Annotated in this window: 22 protein-coding genes and 1 pseudogene; 9 read left to right on the top strand and 14 right to left on the bottom strand. The window is 62.6% G+C overall.

Annotation, left to right across the window (positions count from 1 at the left end):
• Nucleotides 1–530, bottom strand: a pseudogene (locus L981_RS13300) (phospholipase); the annotation flags it as partial.
• Nucleotides 531–742: 212 nt separating this feature from the next.
• Between L981_RS13300 and parE the strand changes: the two are divergent.
• On the top strand, nucleotides 743–2,803 hold the full coding sequence (parE, locus tag L981_RS13295) for a DNA topoisomerase IV subunit B (RefSeq protein WP_043616536.1): 2,061 nt from the start codon (nucleotides 743–745) through the stop codon (nucleotides 2,801–2,803).
• 100 nt (nucleotides 2,804–2,903) lie between these two features.
• Here parE and L981_RS13290 read toward each other — a convergent pair whose 3' ends face one another.
• On the bottom strand, nucleotides 2,904–3,374 hold the full coding sequence (locus L981_RS13290) for a GNAT family N-acetyltransferase (protein ID WP_043616534.1): 471 nt from the start codon (nucleotides 3,372–3,374) through the stop codon (nucleotides 2,904–2,906).
• 218 nt (nucleotides 3,375–3,592) lie between these two features.
• Between L981_RS13290 and L981_RS13285 the strand changes: the two genes are divergently transcribed.
• Complete coding sequence (locus L981_RS13285; RefSeq protein WP_043616531.1) at nucleotides 3,593–4,006, top strand: hypothetical protein; 414 nt, start codon at nucleotides 3,593–3,595, stop codon at nucleotides 4,004–4,006.
• Between the two features lie 14 nt (nucleotides 4,007–4,020).
• Here the strand turns inward: L981_RS13285 and L981_RS13280 are convergent, their stop codons facing one another.
• Both L981_RS13280 and L981_RS13275 read right to left on the bottom strand, forming a co-directional pair.
• Nucleotides 4,021–5,040, bottom strand: a complete 1,020-nt coding sequence (locus L981_RS13280; protein WP_043616528.1) for an aldehyde reductase — start codon at nucleotides 5,038–5,040, stop codon at nucleotides 4,021–4,023.
• Nucleotides 5,041–5,071: 31 nt separating this feature from the next.
• The gene (locus L981_RS13275) at nucleotides 5,072–6,208 is read right to left on the bottom strand and encodes a DUF2336 domain-containing protein (RefSeq protein ID WP_043616525.1); all 1,137 of its coding nucleotides are present in this window, start codon (nucleotides 6,206–6,208) and stop codon (nucleotides 5,072–5,074) included.
• A 107-nt stretch (nucleotides 6,209–6,315) separates the two neighbouring features.
• On the opposite strand from L981_RS13275, the gene L981_RS13270 reads away from it, so the two are divergent.
• Nucleotides 6,316–6,984: a hypothetical protein gene (locus L981_RS13270; protein ID WP_082006013.1), complete on the top strand. Its 669-nt coding sequence runs from the start codon at nucleotides 6,316–6,318 to the stop codon at nucleotides 6,982–6,984.
• A gap of 22 nt (nucleotides 6,985–7,006) precedes the next feature.
• Here the strand turns inward: L981_RS13270 and L981_RS13265 are convergent, their stop codons facing one another.
• Both L981_RS13265 and L981_RS13260 read right to left on the bottom strand, forming a co-directional pair.
• Nucleotides 7,007–7,609: a flavin reductase family protein gene (locus tag L981_RS13265; RefSeq protein WP_043616519.1), complete on the bottom strand. Its 603-nt coding sequence runs from the start codon at nucleotides 7,607–7,609 to the stop codon at nucleotides 7,007–7,009.
• Entirely contained in the window at nucleotides 7,609–8,193 is a 585-nt protein-coding gene (locus L981_RS13260) for a nitroreductase (RefSeq protein WP_034795936.1), read from the bottom strand. Before L981_RS13260 ends, L981_RS13265 begins: the two co-directional genes overlap by 1 nt.
• A gap of 100 nt (nucleotides 8,194–8,293) precedes the next feature.
• Here L981_RS13260 and L981_RS13255 point away from each other — a divergent pair, with 100 nt between their 5' ends.
• Nucleotides 8,294–9,307 carry a hypothetical protein gene (locus tag L981_RS13255; protein WP_043616516.1) on the top strand — a complete coding sequence of 338 codons (1,014 nt, stop codon included), beginning with the start codon at nucleotides 8,294–8,296 and terminating at the stop codon, nucleotides 9,305–9,307.
• 29 nt (nucleotides 9,308–9,336) lie between these two features.
• On the opposite strand, the gene L981_RS13250 is transcribed toward L981_RS13255, so the two are convergent.
• The 6 genes from L981_RS13250 to L981_RS13225 form a co-directional block, all read right to left on the bottom strand.
• Nucleotides 9,337–10,176 carry a lysophospholipid acyltransferase family protein gene (locus tag L981_RS13250; RefSeq protein WP_043616513.1) on the bottom strand — a complete coding sequence of 280 codons (840 nt, stop codon included), beginning with the start codon at nucleotides 10,174–10,176 and terminating at the stop codon, nucleotides 9,337–9,339.
• Nucleotides 10,177–10,255: 79 nt separating this feature from the next.
• Nucleotides 10,256–12,238: a threonine--tRNA ligase gene (gene thrS, locus L981_RS13245; RefSeq protein ID WP_043616509.1), complete on the bottom strand. Its 1,983-nt coding sequence runs from the start codon at nucleotides 12,236–12,238 to the stop codon at nucleotides 10,256–10,258.
• Nucleotides 12,239–12,457: 219 nt separating this feature from the next.
• The gene (locus L981_RS13240) at nucleotides 12,458–12,997 is read right to left on the bottom strand and encodes a DUF1697 domain-containing protein (protein ID WP_043616539.1); all 540 of its coding nucleotides are present in this window, start codon (nucleotides 12,995–12,997) and stop codon (nucleotides 12,458–12,460) included.
• Nucleotides 12,998–13,007: 10 nt separating this feature from the next.
• Nucleotides 13,008–13,436, bottom strand: coding sequence for a DUF2267 domain-containing protein (locus L981_RS13235; RefSeq protein WP_043616507.1), 429 nt, complete (start codon nucleotides 13,434–13,436; stop codon nucleotides 13,008–13,010).
• Nucleotides 13,433–13,807 (bottom strand): membrane protein insertion efficiency factor YidD, encoded by a 375-nt coding sequence (gene yidD / locus L981_RS13230; RefSeq protein ID WP_043616505.1) that lies wholly within the window; start codon nucleotides 13,805–13,807, stop codon nucleotides 13,433–13,435. Before yidD ends, L981_RS13235 begins: the two co-directional genes overlap by 4 nt.
• Before the next feature lies 1 nt (nucleotide 13,808).
• Nucleotides 13,809–14,255 (bottom strand): iron-sulfur cluster assembly scaffold protein, encoded by a 447-nt coding sequence (locus L981_RS13225; protein WP_034795955.1) that lies wholly within the window; start codon nucleotides 14,253–14,255, stop codon nucleotides 13,809–13,811.
• Between the two features lie 340 nt (nucleotides 14,256–14,595).
• On the opposite strand from L981_RS13225, the gene folE reads away from it, so the two are divergent.
• The 3 genes from folE (at nucleotide 14,596) to L981_RS13210 (ending at nucleotide 17,049) form a co-directional block, all read left to right on the top strand.
• Entirely contained in the window at nucleotides 14,596–15,213 is a 618-nt protein-coding gene (folE, locus tag L981_RS13220; protein ID WP_043616502.1) for a GTP cyclohydrolase I FolE, read from the top strand.
• Between the two features lie 24 nt (nucleotides 15,214–15,237).
• Complete coding sequence (gene hisI, locus L981_RS13215; RefSeq protein ID WP_043616499.1) at nucleotides 15,238–15,690, top strand: phosphoribosyl-AMP cyclohydrolase; 453 nt, start codon at nucleotides 15,238–15,240, stop codon at nucleotides 15,688–15,690.
• 399 nt (nucleotides 15,691–16,089) lie between these two features.
• A complete protein-coding gene (locus tag L981_RS13210) occupies nucleotides 16,090–17,049 on the top strand; it encodes a patatin-like phospholipase family protein (protein WP_043616497.1) in 960 nt (319 codons plus the stop codon).
• A gap of 132 nt (nucleotides 17,050–17,181) precedes the next feature.
• Here L981_RS13210 and L981_RS13205 read toward each other — a convergent pair whose 3' ends face one another.
• Nucleotides 17,182–17,610 (bottom strand): CBS domain-containing protein, encoded by a 429-nt coding sequence (locus L981_RS13205; protein ID WP_034795965.1) that lies wholly within the window; start codon nucleotides 17,608–17,610, stop codon nucleotides 17,182–17,184.
• A gap of 261 nt (nucleotides 17,611–17,871) precedes the next feature.
• On the bottom strand, nucleotides 17,872–18,603 hold the full coding sequence (locus tag L981_RS13200) for a rhomboid family intramembrane serine protease (protein ID WP_043616493.1): 732 nt from the start codon (nucleotides 18,601–18,603) through the stop codon (nucleotides 17,872–17,874).
• A 355-nt stretch (nucleotides 18,604–18,958) separates the two neighbouring features.
• Here L981_RS13200 and L981_RS13195 point away from each other — a divergent pair, with 355 nt between their 5' ends.
• Complete coding sequence (locus L981_RS13195; RefSeq protein ID WP_082006012.1) at nucleotides 18,959–19,600, top strand: PAS domain-containing protein; 642 nt, start codon at nucleotides 18,959–18,961, stop codon at nucleotides 19,598–19,600.
• Between the two features lie 109 nt (nucleotides 19,601–19,709).
• Nucleotides 19,710–20,194: PilZ domain-containing protein (locus L981_RS13190; RefSeq protein ID WP_043616490.1), on the top strand; the 485-nt coding region annotated here is incomplete at its 3' end.

Below are 20,194 nucleotides of genomic sequence, written 5' to 3'. Positions count from 1 at the left end.
GCCCCTGCCGTATCGAAGGACCGGACGCTCGGGGCGTAATAGACGCCGCCATTGGCGACGGCGAGGTTCTTCAGCCGATTGAAGTTTCCACCGAAGGAAAAGTCATTGGCACCCAGCCGGCGGTCGCCGCCGCGCCCATGGATGAAGATGACCGAAAACCCGGCGCCGCGATCGGGGCCGACACGGGTCACGTCGAGCGCGCGGCCGCCGATATCGAGCGTTTCGTTGACCTGCTCGCTCTTGACGCCAAGCGACACATAGGCGCGCTTCACCCGGCGCTCGGGGATTTCGTCGCGCTCGTTGATGTCCCGCAGTTCCTGGTAGTCGACCGTCAGGTCGTCGCCGCCATCCTCCTGGCCGAGCACTTTGGCATAGGAGAACAGTTCGTCCTTATAGGGCTTGAGCGTCTGAGCCTTTGCTGGCGAAGCGGCAATTGCCAGGGCCACGGCGAACAGGTAGGCGCGAAACGGAAAAACAACTGTGGACACGGCCAAATGACGGGCTCCCTCTTTGGCCGCAAGCCTTGCCATTGGCCGCACCGCAAAGCAACACTTGGCCAGAAACACGGCCGTTCGTGCGAAAAATCACCGGCGGCCGGCGCCAGAAATTCTCCTTTTGTTCGCGTATCCTGTGAGAGTCTGGCAGAATTCAGGTGATTCGACCGCCGGGGGATGGCGGCAAAGCCTGGGGCTTGCTAAGGCCTCTGGCATTCCCGAACGACAGGAACGATCCGAACGGCCCCATGGACGACAACAGCGACCTCTTCTCAATGCCCGAGCAACCGAAGCCCGTTCAGCCGAGCGCCAAGCCGGCCGTGGCTGCAGCCCCCATCGCGCGCGAAGAACCGCGCCCTGCCCCGAAGGGCAGCGATGGCAGCGATTACGATGCGTCGGCGATCGAGGTGCTCGAGGGCCTTGAGCCCGTCCGCCGTCGTCCAGGCATGTATATCGGCGGCACCGACGAGAAGGCGCTGCACCATCTCTTTGCCGAAGTCATCGACAACTCGATGGACGAAGCGGTCGCCGGTCATGCAAACTTCATCGAGGTCCATCTCGATGCCGAGGGGTTCCTGACCGTCACCGACAACGGCCGCGGCATCCCGGTCGAAAACCATCCGAAATTCCCCGGCAAGTCGACGCTCGAAGTCGTCATGACGGTGCTCCATGCCGGCGGCAAGTTCGACGGCAAGGCCTATGAGACCTCGGGCGGTCTGCACGGCGTCGGCGTTTCCGTCGTCAACGCGCTTTCCGACGCGCTCGAAGTCGAGGTCGCCCGCAATCGCAAGCTCTACCGCCAGCGCTTCTCCCGCGGCATCCCGCAGGGCGGGCTCGAGGAACTCGGCGACGTACACAATCGCCGCGGCACGCGCGTCCGCTTCCATCCGGACCCGGACATTTTCGGACCGCACGCGCATTTCGAACCCGGCCGGCTTTTCCGCATGGCTCGCTCGAAAGCCTACCTCTTCGGTGGCGTCGAGATCCGCTGGTCCTGCGATCCGTCATTGCTGCAGGAAGGTTCGGAGATCCCGGACAAGGCGGTCTTCCACTTCCCGGGCGGCCTGAAGGACTATCTGGCGGCGACGCTCGGCAAGGAATTCACCGTTACCCGCGAGATCTTCGCCGGCAAGTCGGAGAAGGCCAACGGCCACGGCTCGCTCGAATGGGCGGTCACCTGGTATGGCGGCGATCAGCAGGTTCATTCCTACTGCAACACCATTCCGACGCCCGAAGGCGGTACGCACGAGGCGGGTTTCCGCATCGCGCTGACCAAGGGCCTGAAGAACTACGCCGAACTGAAGCAGAACAAGCGCGCGGCGCTCATCACCACCGATGACGTGATGATCTCGGCCGCAGGCATGCTGTCGGTGTTCATCCGCGAACCGGAGTTCGTCGGGCAGACCAAGGACAAGCTCGCCACCGTCGAAGCACAACGCATCGTCGAAAATGCGCTGCGCGATCCCTTCGACCACTACCTGACCGACAATCCGGCCGAAGCCGACAAACTGCTTGACTGGGTGGTCGAACGCGCCGAGGAGCGCGTACGCCGGCGCAAGGAAAAGGAAGTCAACCGCAAGACCGCGGTGCGCAAGCTGCGCCTGCCCGGCAAACTTGCCGACTGCTCGCAGAACACCGCCGAAGGCGCCGAACTCTTCATCGTCGAAGGGGACTCGGCAGGCGGTTCGGCGAAGCAGGCGCGCAATCGCGCCAACCAGGCAATCCTGCCCTTGCGCGGCAAGATCCTGAACGTCGCAAGCGCCGGTCGCGAAAAACTCGGCGCCAACCAGCAGATCGCCGACCTCATCCAGGCGCTTGGTTGCGGCACCCGCAGCAAGTACCGCGAAGAGGACCTGCGCTATGAGCGCATCGTCGTCATGACCGACGCCGACGTCGACGGCGCCCATATCGCCTCGCTGCTGATCACCTTCTTCTATCAGGAGATGCCCGAGCTGATCCGCGGCGGTCACCTCTATCTCGCCGTGCCGCCGCTCTATCGCATCAGCCAGGGCGCAAGGACGCTCTATGCCCGCGACGACGCACACCGCGAAGAACTGATGCGCACCGAGTTTGCCGGCCGCGGCAAGGTCGAGATCGGCCGTTTCAAAGGTCTCGGCGAGATGCTGCCGGCGCAGCTCAAGGAAACGACGATGGATCCGAAGTTCCGCACGTTGCTGAAAGTCGAGATCGACGATGTCGATTTCGAGGGCACGCGCGAGGCGGTCGACAACCTGATGGGCACGAAGGCGGATGCGCGCTTCCGCTTCATCCAGGAACGCGCCGTCTTTGCGGACAACCTGGACATCTGAGCCGGCCTTTAGCTGGCATGCAGGATCACAACAGTCCAAATCAAAAATGGCGGCCCAACGGCCGCCGTTCTCGTTTACCGAGATTGTTGGCAGCCTGACCTCATGCCGCCGCACAAACGGATTTTTCCATGAAGAGGCTTAGCGGATCCGGCTGATATTCACCGAACGGCGGGCGCTCGGCATAGCCGGCCGCCTTGTAAAGGCCGATCGCTTCCGGCTGATAGATGCCGGTTTCAAGGCGGATTGCCGATAACCCGACTTGCGCTGCGCGCGCCTCCAACGCCTGCAGCAACAGCTTGCCGACCCTGAGCCCCCTCGCCTCGGAATCGACGAACATGCGCTTGATCTCCGCCGTCCCGTCACCGGCATCCACCAGGGCGCAGCAGCCGACGATATCGCCGTCACGCCTCGCAACGAAGAACGATACCTCCGGCTTTTCCAGGCTCGACAGATCGACCATGTGGTTGCTCTCGGCGGGATAGAGCGAGGCGGCGTAGGCGTCGGAGAGTTCCAGAAGACGCAGGACTTCTGCTTGGCGCGGCGTCTCCTGGGCTATGATTACGGCAGGCAATCGGTTCTTCCTTTTCATTCAATTGCTTTGCGTCAAACTACCGCCGGCAAACGCCTGGACCAATACGTCAAATGGCGCAGGTCCGCATGCCGCTCCATCAATCCGCCTAACAGGTTGAAACAATTTGTTCCGCGCTGCCGGCAACATCGCCCTATTTCGAGGAGAATCATGCAGGCATAGGTTGATCCACCACAACCTGCAAAGACGATGGGAACGCGATGCAAGCGGCGCTGATAGTCATGACCATTCTCGGCTGCGACCACGACGTCAGCCAATGCCAGTACATCTCGACGGTCAACGGGAGCTGGCCATCGATCGCGCAGTGCGACACGGCTTCGAACGCGCAACTGCCGAGGTTTTCCAATGCGAACTACCCGGTTGTCGTCGCGGTTTGCGAGAGCTCGGCGCCAAGCGTCGCCGAAATGCCCGCGCCGCCGCCGGGCGCCCAGCAGAACCAGGCGCTGCCCGCTCCGGCGACGGAGGCAGAACCCGAGCAAGGATTACCGAAACGCACGTTGGCTTTCCTGTCAGGTGCGATCCCCGATCGGGAAAAGCTGAAAAACATCGTGACGAAGCCGGTGCGCTATGTCGAAGATGGCTATTCCTGGGTCGCGCGCCGCTTTACCGACTGACGCGCCTGCATGCCTCAGACGAGGCCGGCCGAGATCAGGCTGTTCGCCGAGGCGATGACCGCGTCCTCCGCCGAGCGTGGCTGCCACCCGAGAACGCGTCGCGCCTTTTCGTTGGAAATGCGTGAGTCATGCCCGAGCTCGCGCACGATGAGACGCAAGCCCGCATCGAAGGGTGCGGCAAGTCCCGCCAGCCAATTGGGCAGGACGAACCTTGGAAGCCTGCCCGCGCGTTCAGGGAACCGGCGCCGGAGGATAGCCGTGATATCCGCAAGGGAAAGCGTTTCTCCCGCGATCAGGAAGCGCTCGCCCGCTGCCGCGGCGACGGTCAAGGCCCGCACATGCGCATCCGCCACGTCGCGCACATCGACAACAGGCACGGCGAACTTCGGCAAGGCTGGGTAATTCCCCTTGAGCAGGTTGCGCACCACGGCGACGGATGTGCCAATATCGTGGCCAAGAACCGGCCCGAGCACCATGCCGGGATTGACGACCGCAAGCTCCAGGCCGCTTTCTGCCACATAGTCCCAGGCTGCGCGTTCGGCAACGGTCTTAGAGCGGTAATAGGGCGTCGCAAGCGGAGACTGCGGATCGCTCCAGTCCTCCTCCGTAAACGGCGCTCGCCCTGCCCCGTAGATGACCGCAGCGACCGACGACGTGAGCACGACGCGTTTGACACCGGCCGCATGGGCAGCCCTGAGCACCCGCAGCGTGCCGTCACGGGCCGGCCCGATCAGATCATCTTCATTGATGGGCAAGCGAGCCGGAAATGGCGAGGCGGTGTGGACGACGTAAGAAACGTCAGCAAAGGCCTCGGCCCAGCCCCGCTCCTCCAGGAGATCCGCCTCACCAAACGTCAGGCGCGCGGCATCGGTTCCTCCGGCTGATCGAATGGATTGCTCGATCTCCTCGGCGCGCCCGAGCGTTCGGACCGTGCCGTGCACGGGATAGCCCTCGCGCAGCAAGGCGAGCGCGACGTGCCGCCCGACGAAACCGCCAATTCCGGTCACGGCAACGGTCGCGGTCCTCGCGTTCATATGTGCATACCTCGCTGGAAACGGGTGGCGCTCAGGCGGCCTGGCGTGCGGCCAGCTCCGCGTAGTGGCGGGCCGACTGGCGCTCCTCGGCAAATGCCAGGCGCTCGAGCAGATCGATCATCGCGACTTCGGCCGGCGACGTGGCGCCACCGCGTCGAAGGCGCGCGAGCAGTTCTGCCGAGACCGTCGCATGGCCGTCGACTGCCGCCGGCCCGTCCTGACGCCACAGGAGGACGGCTGTTGCAAAAGTTTCGCTGACGTCGCGTCCAAGTCCGGCGCTTTCGAACAAGGCACGGATCGAGTGGATGCGTCCGCCGGACAGAATGGAGCGCACGCGTTTTTCGCTAACGCCCGAGAGGTCGACGATCACCGCCGAGAAAAACTCTGCGCGGCCGGTCACCAGCGCATGCAGCAGGAAAGCGGGTGTCAGCCGGCCGGTCTCGCGCAGGTGCGTGACGAGGTCCGGCAGTTCCTCGACGGCTGTCGATCCAACCATGCCGACGGCGGCGATATCGCAGGCCTCACGGGTGACCCGCTGCACGCGGGCTTCTCCAATCGTCACCTGTACGAAGCCGAAAGCGGCAAGCGCTGCGCCGACTTCTTCGACAAGCGTGTGGCGGGCGGCACTCGGCAGGTCGTTGCGCGCAAGAAGCAGATCACGAACGGAAGCCGAATGACCAAGGCGCTCGGCAATGCGCTTCAGCGAACGGCGCGACAGAAGCGCACCGGGGTTTTCCAGCAGGATCAGCATTTCGTCTTCGTCGCCGATTTCGGCGATCGCAGCGGCGACCCCGCGCGAAACGAAACTGCGCGCCGCGATCAGCGCGCGGGTCTCCAGCGTTCCGCGCGCGGCGAGGTCGACCAAGTCGTCGTCGGTCAGGACAGGAGAATGCGAAACGACGAGATAGGCAATTTCAGGCTGATCGCCGGCAAGGCCAAGAACGATGGCGCGCGGCACGGAGGAACAACTGCAAAGGGCTTCGGCCAAGGCAAGGCGAACTTTCGGCGACGGATCGTCCAACAGGAAGGTCATCGCCATTTCGGCGGCGCGACGATCGAGGCCATTCAACTGCGCATCAACATAGGCGCGGCCGAGCGCGCTGGCGGCGCGAATGCGCTCACCCGTTCTCGCCGTTTCCACCCAGCGAAGAAATGCTTGTATGATCACCTACGCCCCACTAGACCACGCCAATGCCACCGATGTTCTGAGCCTAGCGAGCAAAGGTTTAAGATTGGTTCACCATGTCTGTTAACCGCCTCCAAACCATAAGGCCGTTGCTGCTTGCCGAGGGCGACGCGCTCAGCCTGGACGTGAGCGTCCTCAACACATTCGCCGGGCTCATCCTGGATGCCGGCTCCGGTCACGAAACACGTATCGCCGCCCTCTCCCAGATGGAGAGACGCGCGTTCGCGCTGCTCGCCCGCGTCGAACCGACCGAACTGCTCCATGAAGACGAACTAAACCGACTGCTTGGCGGCGGTATCGAGGGCGCCGTGCTTACCGGATGCCGCGGCCGCGCGGACATACAGAAGCTCGACGTGATGCTGCGGGCCGCAGAAGCAAGGAATGGCCTTCCGGCCGGCCGCACCAGGATCTACGCCGAATATGGCGCATCGCCCGAAGGCCTGCTGTCACCGCACACGCTGGCGGGATGTTCGCAGAGATTGGAAGGTCTGATCTTCAACGGTTCGGCGCTGGCAAAGGCGGTCGGCTGCAAGGAACCGGCGAGCGCTGCACATCAGGGCGTGGCGGCGCCTATCCTCGTCGGCCGCGCCAATGTGGTGCTGAGGGCCCATGAGGCTGGCGTCCGCGCCTGTGAGGTGCTGCCGCCCACGGCCGACGCGGCAGCCACGCGCTGGGCACTTTCACAAAGCACGAACGACGGGTTCGCTTCGGTCGTCTGCCGCTCGCCCGAGCAGGCAGTCATCGCCGACGGCGCATGACGCCGAGCCTTCACTGCAATGGTCAGCGCGTCGGGCGGGTCATCTGGAAGACGTCGCCGCCGTCGCAGTAATCCATGTAGCCAAGGCGGGCGAGCGGCTTGACCGTCGACATGTCGAAACGGCCTTCGCGGATCGCATCCTCGCGAATGTGGATGCCGACGACCTGGCCGATCACGACGTAGTTGTCGGACAATGCGCCATCCAGATTCTTCGGCTGGAACATCTCGGTCATCCGGCATTCGAGCGCGGCATAGGCTTCGCCGACGAAAGGCGCGCCAACCAGCGCACCATCGACCGGCGTCAGTCCGGCAATCTCGAATTCGCTCTCGCCATGCGGCGCCGGGATCGAGGTCTTGTTGACGGCATCCGCCAGATCACGACTGGCGAAGCTCGCCGTGAACTCACCGGTCGCCTCGATATTGCGAACCGAGTCCTTGTAGCCGCTGGACGAAAACATCACGAGCTTTGGCCGGTCGCTGATAGCGTTGAAGAAGGAATAGGGCGCGAGGTTCAGCGCGCCCTCGGCCGACCGCGTTCCAATCCAACCGATAGGCCGCGGCGAAACGATCGCCTTGAAGGGATCATGCGGCAGACCGTGACTGTTCGAGGTCGTATCGTAAAACATCAGGCTTCCTCGCCGACCCAGGTGACGATCTCGGCCAGCTCCGGCCGCGGCCGCTCCGTCGGTGGCACCATGGCGGTGCCGATATGGATGAAGCCGGCAATTTTCTCGCCCGGCTTCACGCCCAGCAGCGGATAGGCGCGCTCATCGAAAGCATACCACTCGGTCAGCCAGTTGGATGCGTATCCGAGAGCGTTGGCGGCCATCAGCAGGTTGAGGCAGACGGCACCGGCAGACATGACCTGCTCCCATTCCGGGATCTTGAAATGCGGCGCGGCGGTGCTGACGACGGCGACGACCACAGGCGCGCGCGACAGGCGGGTTTCCTCGACCTTGATCATCTCTTCCGACAGGTCTGGCTTCAGCTCGAGCGCCATCGCCTTCAGCTTGGCGCTGATGCGCACCCTCTCCTCGCCGCGATAGACGATGAAGCGCCAGGGCGCGAGCTTGCCGTGGTCCGGCACGCGCGAAGCGAGCTTCAGCATTTCCTCGACCTCGGCCTTGCCGGGGCCCGGGCCTCCCATCTGGAAAGCGGGGATGGAGCGACGGGACGTCAGGTAGTCGACGAGCTTAATTTCGGTTTTCATGTCAGATGAATTCCACTAATTTGCCGCCCCACAGGCAGCCACGAAAATGCCATACCGGCGTCCCAAGTGGAGTCACTCAGTCAGGAAGTCAACTGTTCTCATGCGTGCACTCTCTCGTATTTTCCTTCAGACCGGCCTTGCGATCCTTGTCGCCGGCACCGCGACGGGAAATGTGTTCGCCGAGGATGCGACCCAGGCGTTTGAAAATTTCCCCTCGATCGCCGGCCCGCGCAAGATGCCGAAGCTGACGGGCTTCAGCCCGATGACATCGGATCCGCTCGCGGACGGCACGCTAAAAGATATCAAGCTCGAGGCGCTGCTTGTCGAAAAGGGCGGCCCCGTCGAAGCTGGCCTGACCTGGCGCGTGTTCAGCCCGATCCCCGGAAGCGACGGCAAGCTGCCGCTTCTCGCAACATCGGAAGGCGGCTCGACCGCGTTCAACCTGGTGCCAGGCGAATACTTCGTCAATGTTTCCTTCGGACGCGCCTCGGCCACGCGCAAGGTCCGCGTGCCGGAGCAAGGCGCGCTCGACAAGCAGGTGCTGGTGCTCGATGCCGGAGGCATGAAGCTCAATGCCGTCTCCGGCAGCGACGTGCGCATCCCACCGGCCGAACTCAGCTTTGATGTCTATTCCGCCGACACCAAGAGCGACGGCGAACGGGCGCTCATCGTCGAGGACGTGAAGCCGAACACGGTGGTCCGGCTGGGTGCCGGGACCTACCACGTAACCTCCAGCTATGGCGGCACGACCAACGCCTCGACTGCGGCAGACATCCAGGTCGAGGCCGGCAAGCTGACCGAAGCAACCATGCAGCACCGCGCCGCGAAACTCACGCTGAAGCTAGTCTCGGAGCCTGGCGGCGAAGCGATCGCCAACACCGCCTGGACGATCCTTACCTCTGCCGGCGACACGGTGAGCGAAGCCAATGGCGCCTTCCCGACGCAGGTTCTGCTCGAAGGCAGCTATTCCGCCGTCGCCCGCTACAAGGACAAGATCTACGAGCGCGACTTCACGGTGAAGGCCGGCGTCAACATGGACGTGGAAGTGCTGCTCAGCAGCGGCGGCAACAATGCGAATACCAATACGAGCGTCGTGTCGGAAGCCCAGGACTAAGCCTCAACGTTACGGAAAGCGACCTCACGTCAGCTTGCCCGCCGCATGAACCGCCGACGTGGCGGCGCCATGGAAAAGACCGCCTCATAGATGCGCGCCAAAAGGTCCTTGCGATCGCCGCAGGCACCGAGATCCTCGGGCGTGAGCACGCCGCCGATGCGCGCCGCGATCGTCGTTCCCGACAGACGCCGGAACTCTCGGATTAACAGCGACAGCCTCAGCGTCAGCGAAATCTTGCTCGCCAGATGGAAGAACGGGCCGTTCTGACCTTCGAAGTAGATCGGGATCACGCTCGCCCGCGCGGCCTGGATCAGTTTTGCCGGAAAGATCTTCCACGGCAGGTCCTCGGCACGGCCAAAACCCTTCGGCGCAGTCGCCACGCCGCCGGCCGGGAAGATGACGATGGTCACGCCTTCCTTGAGCAGTCGCAGCGCTTCGTGGCGTGTCGCCATGTTGACCGCCAGTGCCTCCTTCGTCTCTTCGAACGATACCGGCAGCGAGTAAGGCGCCATTTCCGGCACCTTCAGCAGTTCGTTGTTGATGAGGACGCGGAAGGGACGGCCGAGCTGTTCGGCAAGCGCCAGCACGGCGATACCGTCGCCGATGCCGAAAGGATGGTTGGCGATGATGACGATCGGCGTATCGGGCAGGTTCCGCGGCGGCCACTCGCCCTTCGTCTGCAGCGTCACGTCGATCAGCTGCAGCATCTCTCCGAAGACGCGCTCGCTCTTGCCCACGATGTCGGACCGCCAGCGCGTATAAAGCTTGGCATAGCGGTTGCGGCCCGACAGGCCTTCCATGGAGCGAATGAACCAGCGCTTCAGGCGCCGGTCGTTTTCATTGGCGTAGGACAGCTCTTTGAACTGCACGGAAATCTCCGATGGATACGATCTTATCCGGATATTCCGCTAATATGACAGTTTGCTGACAAAGCAAGTGCTCGGGGTCTCAACCCCGAGCTTTCTTTTCCAACTTGCGCTTGAGATCCGGCGCCATGGCTTCGAGCGCGAGCGAAGCAATCGCCTCGTCGAGCGACATGGCGGTCTGGGCCTGCGATCCCAGACGGCGGATGTTGACCGAGCGCTCTTCGGCTTCGCGCTTGCCGCAGACGACGATGACCGGAACCTTCGTGACCGAATGTTCGCGGACCTTGTAATTGATCTTCTCGTTGCGGAAGTCGGTCTCGACAGTGAGGCCTGCATCGCGCAGCAGTTCGGCAACCTCACGACCATAGTCGTCGGCTTCAGACGTGATCGTCGCGACGACGACCTGCAGCGGCGAAACCCACAGCGGCATGTGGCCGGCGAAGTTCTCGATCAGGATGCCGAGGAAGCGTTCCATCGAGCCGCAGATGGCGCGGTGGATCATCACCGGCTGGCGCTTCTCCGATTCCTTGTCGATATAGAACGCGCCGAAACGTTCCGGCAGGTTGAAGTCGACCTGGGTCGTGCCGCACTGCCATTCGCGACCGATCGCGTCCTTCAGCGTGTATTCGAACTTCGGACCGTAGAAGGCGCCCTCACCCGGCAGGATGCCGGTCTTGATGCGGCCTTCCGACTGCGCCTCGATGGTCTTCAACACGTCCGTCATCACGCTTTCGGCGCGATCCCAGAGTTCGTCGGAGCCGACACGCTTGTCCGGACGGGTGGAGAGCTTGACCACGACTTCCTTGAAGCCGAAGTCTTCGTACACCGACAGGATCAGGTCGTTGATGCGCAGGCATTCTTCGGCCATCTGCTCGTCGGTGCAGAAGACGTGCGCGTCGTCCTGGGTGAAGCCGCGCACGCGCATCAGTCCGTGCAGGGCGCCCGAGGGCTCGTAGCGATGAACGTTGCCGAATTCGGCGAGACGAACCGGCAGTTCGCGATAGGACTTCAGGCCATGTTTGAAGATCTGGATATGGCCCGGGCAGTTCATCGGCTTCAGCGCAAAGATGCGCTCGTCGTCGGTCTCGTCACCGGCAACCGTCACCTTGAACATGTTGTCGCGGTACCAGCCCCAGTGACCCGAGGTTTCCCAGAGCGACTTGTCGAGCACCTGCGGCGCGTTGACTTCCTGGTAGGTGTTGGCGAGCCGCCGGCGCATATAGGCAACCAGCGTCTGGAACATGCGCCAGCCCTTGCCATGCCAGAAGACGACGCCCGGGCCCTCCTCTTGGAAATGGAACAGGTCCATTTCGCGGCCGAGGCGACGGTGGTCGCGCTTTTCGGCTTCGGCAAGCACGTGCAGGTATTGGTCAAGCTCTTCCTGGGTGTGCCAGGCCGTGCCGTAGATGCGGGTCAGCATCGCGTTGTTGCTGTCACCGCGCCAGTAGGCGCCGGCCACCTTCATCAGCTTGAAGGCCGTACCGATCTGGCCGGTCGAGGCGAGGTGCGGGCCGCGGCAGAGATCGAACCAGTCACCCTGGTAGTAGATCTTGAGATCCTGTCCTTCGGGGATCGCATCGACGAGCTCGACCTTGTAGGCCTCGCCCTTCTCGGCAAAGACCTGGCGGGCCTTTTCGCGCGACCAGACTTCCTTGGTGAAGGGCTTGTTGCGGGCAATGATCTCCTTCATCCGCTTTTCGATCAGCGGCAGGTCATCGGGCGTGAAGGGCTCGTTCTTGGCGAAGTCGTAGTAGAAACCGTTGTCGATGACCGGACCGATGGTCACCTGCGTTCCCGGCCACAGTTCCTGCACGGCCTCCGCCATGACGTGCGCGGCATCGTGGCGGATGAGCTCGAGCGAGCGCTTGTCGTCACGAACGACGATCTCAAGGCGGCCATTGGCCACCGGATCGGACAGGTCACGCAACTCGCCATCGAGCGCAATCGCGACAGCTTTCTTGGCGAGCGACTTCGAAATCGATTCTGCCACGTCGCGGCCGGTCGTGCCGAACGGGTATTCGCGCACCGAGCCATCAGGAAATGTAAGGGAAACAGGATTCGACATGATGATCTCCTATCCAGTCCCGCCAACGAATGCGGGTGGTATGGTTGACCGGCGAGGCCGGAGAATTGACGTTACAGCGTCGCATCCGTCAGACGCGCAAAGGCCGCTGTAGTGCTTTGGATTGCTGCATGCCCCTCAGCCGGTGACGACCTGCGGAAACACGCCGTAGCCTGATAAAGGGTTTTCGAAAGTGAGTAAAGGCGAAGCCTGCGCTGGAAACTAGCTGCGCAGCATCTCGGCTAGTCCCTTCACCGTGTTCCAGTTGCGGAATGTCCCGATACCAAGGCGCTTCGTGGTCATGGCGCCAAGCAGCTTCGATTCGCTGGCCTTGCCGGGAAAATGTACCCAGAGATCGCCATCGACGATCACCAGTCGCTCGCCGGCGGTGCAGTAGCGCCGAAGTCCTTCGAGCGCGATTTCCGTCAACGGATTGCGCATCACCCGGACATGAACCTGCGTCGCGTCCGCTTCGCCCTCCTCATGGAAGGGATTGGACACGGCAAGCGTCTGCCAATCGGCGCCCGAGCGGACAAGAATGTCGACATGCCGGCCAAAAGTCTCGGCAAAGGCCTTCTCGAGCGGCAGTTCGAGGTCCCGAGTGGACGTTTGTCCGGTCTGAAACACCAGATTGCCCGTTGCGACCAACGTCCGCGGCGCTTGATAGCCGAGCCCTTCGGCCATCTTCTTGAGGTCAGCCATGACGACCCGACGGCCGGGCCCGAGAACAATACTGTAAAGCAAGGCGACGTAGCTGTTCATCATTCCCCTGTCAGGCGCGCCAGAAATCCGCAGCGCCCGCCGGCAGACGGGCGAGCACCCGGTCGAGTTTCGCCTCGTCGATGTTGCGACGCAAGGCGCCAGCGACATCGGCAATGGCGCTGTCCGGGGAAACATTGTGATCCGGGCGCAGCGCCTGCACCTCCCGGGTCATGGCGATGCGGCCGGAAAACGGGAGCCTCGGCTCTTCAAGGTCCCACTCGGCAACGAAGATCGCGCGGATGACCGGCGGCAGGATGTCGGCAAACAGAATAGCGTCCTCGATGTCGAGCCGCCGCCGAAACGCCTGCAGCACCGCCTGCACCATCGTATAGGCCTGGTTCGTCGTCTGCAGTCCGGCCAAGTCGCGGGCGTCGAGAACGAAGTGCTCGAAGTCCGCGGAAGCCTGACGGTACTCCATCGGCATGGTCATGGCGGTCATCCAACCTTCGGCCGCGGCCGCCAGAAGCGCCACGGCGCGTACCAAACGAGGCGCGGCTCAAGCCGCTCGGGCACCGGATCGAAACCATGCGTTCCGCCCGGCCCGCAGCGCGCCACGCGAAACAGCGTCATCCAGCCTCCAGCCCAGAAGCCATGGCGGGCAATCGCCTCGTAACCGTATTCCGAACAGGTCGGCAGGTGCCGGCAGGAATTGCCGATGAAGCTCGAAAGGGTCAACTGGTAGGCGCGGATCAGCGCCATGCCAGCGAGCCGCCCGGGGGTCTTGCGAAAAGGCCCCGACCAGTTTCGGCCACGGGCCGCTGGCGCTGCCTTCTCCTGCGCAGCGTGCCGGCAATTCGGTTCGCCGCACATCTCAGACGGCCGCGAGCAGTCGCCTGGCCTCGATCTGCTCGATGGCATCGACGACGGCATCGAAGGTCAGCATGGTCGACGCATGGCGCGCCTTGTAGTCCTTCACCGGACGCAGGAAGCGCATATCCTCGAAGCGGCCCGAAGGCCCCTCGCCGTCCGCCTTCAACATGGCCAGCATGTCTTCGCGCGCCTGGCGGATCTCCTCCGCACCGGCGCCGACGACATGGCGCGCCATGATCGAAGAGGACGCCTGGCCGAGCGCACAGGCTTTCACGTCATGGGCAAAATCGGTGACGACGTCACCATCCATCTTCAGCCAGATATGCACCTTGGAACCGCACAGCTTGGAATGCGCCGTCGCGTCCGCATCGGCATCGCCGAGCGTCCCGATCCGGGGAATATTGCCGGCAAATTCGAGAATTCGGCTGTTGTAGATGTCATCCATCATTTGACGCGATCCGACTGATTTTTCGCGGTTTTGAGTGATCGACGCATGATTTTCTCCGGTAGACGGGAAAAAAGCACGACGCGACACGCTCCGCCTCTTTCATCTCTGTGGCACCATACTATATGCTATGTCGTGTTGGGGCGACAGTTCCGCAAGAGGAACAATGTCGCCTGTTGTTTGGGAAACCGTGCCGGAAGGTCCAGTGCACTGCTAAGCCAGGACCGGAAAGCCCCGGAGCCCGCCAACGGAACCCAAGCCTGCAGGGTTAGGCGAATGGCCAGTGGCGAGTTGTCCGAAAGATAAAACGTCAAGCAATCCCGTATTGCTCAAAGAGGCCATTATGGATGCCATAGTGAAGAATTTTCCTGTGCTCGACGATGCGAGCGGCCGTCCGACCCAGAAGGAAGCGGAGGACGCCGTACGCGTTCTTTTGCGCTGGGCCGGCGAAGACCCGCAGCGCGAAGGACTTTTGGATACGCCTGCGCGCGTCGCCAAGTCCTACCGCGAGCTTTTCAGCGGTTATGAACTTGCTGCCGAAGACGTGCTCGGCCGCACCTTCGAGGAAGTTGCCGGCTACGACGACATGGTGCTCGTCAAGGACATCCCGTTCTATTCGCATTGCGAACACCACATGGTGCCGATCATCGGCAAGGCGCATGTCGCCTACCTGCCGAACGGGCGCGTGCTCGGCCTGTCGAAGATCGCCCGCGTGGTCGATATCTACGGCCGCCGCCTGCAGACGCAGGAATCGATGACGGCGCAGATCGCCAAGGCTATCGACGAGTCGCTCGCCCCGCGCGGCGTTGCCGTGATGATCGAAGCCGAGCATATGTGCATGGCGATGCGCGGCGTGCAGAAGCAAGGCTCGACAACGCTGACGACCACATTTACGGGTACGTTCCAGACGGAGCCGGCCGAGCAGGTGCGGTTCATGACGATGATCAGGGGCTTCAAGTAAGGCTCCGACAGACGGAGCCTTTCCATGACGCTCACCTTCGACGCTCCCTCCTCCAACAAGGCCGAACTGGAAACGGGTCCGGCCTTCACCCCGCGTTTCGATGAAAAGGGGCTGATCACCGCTGTCGTCACCGACGCCAGGGATGGAGAGCTGCTCATGGTCGCCCACATGAATGCGGAGGCTCTCGCGTTGACGATCGAGACCGGGGTGGCGCACTACTACAGCCGCTCGCGCAAAAGCCTCTGGAAGAAGGGCGAAAGCTCCGGAAACCTGCAGACGGTCAAGGAAATCCGCACCGATTGCGACCAGGATGCGATCTGGCTGAAGGTTTCCGTCGCCGGCCACGACGCGACCTGCCACACCGGGCGCCGTTCCTGCTTCTACCGAACCGTCGGCATCGAAGACGGAAAGGCCACGGTCAAAATCACCGACGACCACAGGCATTTCGACCCCGCCGAGATCTACGATAAAAATTAAGCATCGCGCATCTTTTTGGCGCGGCTACATGCTATATTTATCTTTTGGAAACCAAGCGGGCGCCTAATCCTTAAGCAAGGATGCGGCGCAATCGGAACGATCCCGTTCCAAACTGTATTGCAAACTGTATCCAATGTTTATCGGTCGCGCCGCAATCGTCGGTGGGATCGGTGATATACCTTAAGAATGGTGCCAGTCTTTCAGCGATGAAGCAGGACAAGGCCGGCACCGGCGCCGGCTTGGCGGAGCCTCCCCAGGACGCGCGCACGAAATTGCGTCTCTCCAGGATCAATCCCGACCCCTGGGAAGTTTAGTCAGTGAAGAATTGCCACAGCGACCTTCGCGCATTCTCATCGACGTGTCGCGCTGCGGAGTATTCGGCGGTGTTGGAGGTGCCGGATGTTGAATTGGACGTTTACGCGTAGCAACCAGATTACGGATCTGTCCGGACCGGACGGAACATCGATTTCGACAACGCCGCCTGAACCGGCGCCACCTCCGCAAAAACCGAAGATCGCAATCGCGCTTGGCGGCGGTGCCGCGCGCGGCTGGGCCCATATCGGCGTGCTGCGCGCCCTCGACGAAGAAGGCATCGAAGTCGGCATGATTGCCGGCACCTCGATCGGCGCGCTCGTCGGCGGTTGCTACCTTGCCGGCAAGCTCGACGAACTCGAAACCTTCGCCCGTTCCCTCACCGTGCGCCGGATCGCCGGGCTGCTCGATTTCGCCATCGGCGGCGGCGGTCTATTCGGCGGCCTGCGGCTGACCAAGCGCATGCAGGAACATCTCGAGGGTCTCAGCATCGAGAGCCTCGACAGGCCATTCATTGCGGTTGCGACAGAGGTTCACAGTGGCCACGAGGTGTGGCTCGAAAAAGGATCGCTGATCACCGCGATCCGGGCTTCCTACGCCCTGCCCGGCATCTTCGAGCCGATCAAGGCGAACGGACGCTTGCTGATCGATGGCGCGCTCGTCAATCCGGTTCCGGTTTCGGTGTGCCGCGCCCATGAGCAGCAACTCGTCGTCGCGGTGAACCTCAACTACGATCTCTATGGTCGCTCGGCCGTCGTCAAACACAGCGCCGGCGCCGAATCCCTGGATGCGCCCGCCAAGGAAGCGCCGCACCAGTCGCGCCTCGGCATGACCAGCGTCATGGTCCAGGCCTTCAACATCATTCAGGACCGGATTTCCCGCGCCCGGCTTGCCGGCGACCCGCCGGATCTGGCGCTGCACCCGAAACTCAACGACATCGGTCTTTCGGAGTTCCATCGCGCGGGCGAAGCCATCGATCGCGGCTACCACGAGGCAAAGGCCAGACTGGTTGAAATTCGCCGCATGCAGGAAGTGCTCGTTCGCTGACGGCTCGTTTGCGGGGTGAAAGGCCTGAGACGGGCGGCGCACCTTGCCGGTCGCCCATAGGTCATGATGAACACAAGGGTGCCTCGCGGCCCCCACGGGATTAAGAGGGCGGCGGAATGCCGCCCTTTCCCGTCAGCCAGCGATATAGGCCTTGATCTGTTCGGTCTCGTGCTCGATGGCGCGGATGTGATGCTTGATCACGTCGCCGATCGAGACGATGCCGGCGAGTTGGCCGTTTCTTTCGACCGGCAAGTGACGGGCCCTGAGCTTGCTCATCATTTCCATCAGGGTCTGCACGGACATATCCTCGGTGCAGCAGTAGACATTCTGCCACATGACCGCTGCTACCGGTCTTTCCAGACAGGTCGAGCCCTGCTTGGCAATCGCCGCGACGATGTCGCGCTCGGTGAGGATGCCTGCGATCTGATCGTCCGCATCGAGGATGACGACCGCACCGATATGATTGTCACGCAAAAGGATGGCAGCCTGTTGGACTGTCATCTGAGGGCCGACCGTTACGACATTCCGGCCCTTTTCATCGAGTATGGCTTTTACTGACATGCGCACATCTCCCGTTGCGACAACACCGGGTCGGCAGGGAAAGGTCCAGCCATCTCACGTGCGGTACGGTCGGGCGATGGAACCTGTACCCTGGCCGCTTGCGAAAGCCGTCGCGCGTGCTCCTCAGACGCGGATGGCATTCGATACCCGGCCTACACGGGCCGCCCTGTCTTTCGATCACGGGCGACCGTAACAAATGGTGCGCCAGCGCCTTGGGGAAATCAAGCGCTCACAAGCGCCGTCCGCCGATCTTTCGCTCCGTCAGTCGCGCGGATCGAAAAGGCTGAAGAGCAGAAAGCCGAAGAGGAAGCCGCCGATATGCGCTTCCCAGGCTACGCTGCCCGCCGCGCCCGGGGTAAACATGCCAAGGCCGATCAGGAAGTTGGTCAGAAACCAGATGCCGGCGAAGACCACGACCGAGCGGTTGGCCAGCGCCTCACCGACGTCGAGCCGGCGATTGAGATGGGCAAACTGCCGGCTGATGCGTCCGCTCGGCGAGAAGACGAAACGCGCCGCAGCCCCCATGAAGCCCGATACCACGCCGGACGCACCGACGACGACGATCATCTCACCCCAGTGAAAGACCGTATGCAGCGCGACGGCGGCCGCAGCCGACAGGCACCAGAACACGGCAAGGCGCCCCATGCCGATCCGCCGCACCACCGGCGCACCGAAGGCAACCATCCAGAAGATGTTGAAGATCAGATGTTCCCAGCTTCCGTGCAGGAAGGAGTAGGTGACGGGGCTCCACAGCCACGCAAGCCCCTGCTCCGCCAGAGGGTGATCGTAACGCGCCGGGAGAAACGCGAAATTGAAGATGATCTCCTGATCGATCGCCGGCGGCAGCACGTAGGTTCGCAGAACATGGATTGCGATCAGAAACAGCAGGATGAAAGTCAGCCCCGCCGGCAGATTAAAGGCCGGCTCGCGCGCCGGGCTCGCGGCGCTCTCGCGCTCTGCTTCCGGTGGCGTCGCCGTCTGATCTCGTTCCATGGTTGCTGCTCTCTCCTCTCAATGCGGTCCACACATTCCTGCTCGATCGCGGCGATGGCATGGCATCGCCGGAATTAGGATTGGAATTGGGGCGACCAGCCATAAGCAAACAAAAAAAGACCGTCCAGCAAAAACTGAACGGTCGCCAAGCTCAGATCCGAGCTCCAGTTCAAGTGCCGAAGACAACGCTTCGTAAAGTGATGTCCTCCCCTGCCAGTTGCGGCGGCCCACTGCAACGGAAACCGTTTGTTAACCTTAATTTCCGGCTGGCACGGTTTTCGCTCCTAAATCCTCAGAACCGCAATGCACGGCCGAAGATGTCCCGAACCGGGACACACCGTGCCGCAGGAATGGAATGAACGAAGCGATGCGCAGCAATACGACGACGGAGCTTTTCCGATACTGGAACACCATTCGCGGGAAGCGCGAGCTTCCGCGCCGCGACGAGCTTGAACCCTCGGATATCAGAATGCTGCTGCCGAACCTGTTCATTCTCGAGCGCGACCGCAATGCCGGCATCTCGTTTCGCCTGGCGGGAACCCAGGTGTGCGCCCTCTTCGGCCAGGAGCTGCGCGGGCGGCAATTCGGTATGCTGTGGCTCGGAAGCCAGGCGGCGAAAACGCACCGCATCACCGGCCAGGTCATGACGCACCGTGTGCCGCTGGTGCTTTCGGCCAAGGGCCGCACCGCCGACGCGCGGGAGGTCGACATCGAAACCCTGCTCCTGCCGCTGGCTTCCAGCGAAGGAGAAAGCGACCGGGTCCTTGGCGCCCTCTCACCGCTTTCTCGCCCGTATTGGTTGCATGCAACCGCGATCGAGTGTCTCGACGCGACGGGCATGAAGGTTCTCGACCCCGACCGCACCGCCGTCTTTCGTGAAGAGGAAGCCCAGCAACCGAGCGGTACCGTTGCAAAATCACCGGCCACGGGCGCATTTTCGAGCGAATTCCGCCAGTTCGGGCATCTCCGCATTCTCGAAGGCGGCCGCCGCGACTGATCCGGAGCGCTGTGTCGAGATGACGCCCTGGACCAACCGGAGGACGAACCTTCTATTAACTTGAAAAGGCTAATCTCCGCCAGCCAAGCTATGTCGCCACAGAGTCATCATGTTCTCGTTTCAGCACGCACAGAATACCGCTCCGAAACCGCACCACGAAGGTGCGTTCCAGCGCGTTTCCGTGAATCTGGCGGGGCGGCTGATGCTTGCCAATCATGACGAGTTCGAGTGCACGGCCATCGACATGTCGCCCGGCGACGTCCTGCTTTCCTCGCCGGCCCAGCCGCGCGCCGGCGAACGCATCATCGCCTATGTCGATCACGTCGGGCGCCTCGAAGGGACCGTGTCGCGCATCGCCGACGGCGCTTTCGTCATCCAGCTCAACGCGACCGAGCGCAAGCGCGAGAAGCTCGCGGCCCAGCTCACCTGGATCGCCAACAAGCACGAGCTCGGCCTGCCGGAAGACCGCCGCCACGATCGCCTTGCGCCGCGCAAGACGGTGACCGAGTTGACGCTCGACACCGGCGAGAAGTTCCCGTGCCGGATCATCGACCTTTCGCTGTCGGGTGCCGCCGTCGACATCGAGAACCGCCC

The sequence above is a fragment of the Ensifer sp. ZNC0028 genome (genome assembly GCF_000799055.1).
Classification (GTDB): Bacteria; Pseudomonadota; Alphaproteobacteria; order Rhizobiales; family Rhizobiaceae; genus Ensifer.
The sequence above is the reverse complement of the archived record's forward strand: the minus strand, read 5'-3'. Positions and strand labels throughout refer to the sequence as shown.

What these genes read in the sequence shown, in the direction of transcription:
- parE (WP_043616536.1), top strand. Translation starts at nt 743, where the DNA reads ATGGACGACAACAGCGACCTCTTCTCAATGCCCGAGCAACCGAAGCCC.
- L981_RS13285 (WP_043616531.1), top strand. Translation starts at nt 3,593, where the DNA reads ATGCAAGCGGCGCTGATAGTCATGACCATTCTCGGCTGCGACCACGAC.
- L981_RS13280 (WP_043616528.1), bottom strand. Translation starts at nt 5,040, where the DNA reads ATGAACGCGAGGACCGCGACCGTTGCCGTGACCGGAATTGGCGGTTTC.
- L981_RS13265 (WP_043616519.1), bottom strand. Translation starts at nt 7,609, where the DNA reads ATGTTTTACGATACGACCTCGAACAGTCACGGTCTGCCGCATGATCCC.
- L981_RS13260 (WP_034795936.1), bottom strand. Translation starts at nt 8,193, where the DNA reads ATGAAAACCGAAATTAAGCTCGTCGACTACCTGACGTCCCGTCGCTCC.
- L981_RS13255 (WP_043616516.1), top strand. Translation starts at nt 8,294, where the DNA reads ATGCGTGCACTCTCTCGTATTTTCCTTCAGACCGGCCTTGCGATCCTT.
- thrS (WP_043616509.1), bottom strand. Translation starts at nt 12,238, where the DNA reads ATGTCGAATCCTGTTTCCCTTACATTTCCTGATGGCTCGGTGCGCGAA.
- L981_RS13240 (WP_043616539.1), bottom strand. Translation starts at nt 12,997, where the DNA reads ATGAACAGCTACGTCGCCTTGCTTTACAGTATTGTTCTCGGGCCCGGC.
- L981_RS13235 (WP_043616507.1), bottom strand. Translation starts at nt 13,436, where the DNA reads ATGACCGCCATGACCATGCCGATGGAGTACCGTCAGGCTTCCGCGGAC.
- yidD (WP_043616505.1), bottom strand. Translation starts at nt 13,807, where the DNA reads ATGTGCGGCGAACCGAATTGCCGGCACGCTGCGCAGGAGAAGGCAGCG.
- L981_RS13225 (WP_034795955.1), bottom strand. Translation starts at nt 14,255, where the DNA reads ATGATGGATGACATCTACAACAGCCGAATTCTCGAATTTGCCGGCAAT.
- folE (WP_043616502.1), top strand. Translation starts at nt 14,596, where the DNA reads ATGGATGCCATAGTGAAGAATTTTCCTGTGCTCGACGATGCGAGCGGC.
- hisI (WP_043616499.1), top strand. Translation starts at nt 15,238, where the DNA reads ATGACGCTCACCTTCGACGCTCCCTCCTCCAACAAGGCCGAACTGGAA.
- L981_RS13210 (WP_043616497.1), top strand. Translation starts at nt 16,090, where the DNA reads ATGTTGAATTGGACGTTTACGCGTAGCAACCAGATTACGGATCTGTCC.
- L981_RS13205 (WP_034795965.1), bottom strand. Translation starts at nt 17,610, where the DNA reads ATGTCAGTAAAAGCCATACTCGATGAAAAGGGCCGGAATGTCGTAACG.
- L981_RS13200 (WP_043616493.1), bottom strand. Translation starts at nt 18,603, where the DNA reads ATGGAACGAGATCAGACGGCGACGCCACCGGAAGCAGAGCGCGAGAGC.
- L981_RS13195 (WP_082006012.1), top strand. Translation starts at nt 18,959, where the DNA reads ATGAACGAAGCGATGCGCAGCAATACGACGACGGAGCTTTTCCGATAC.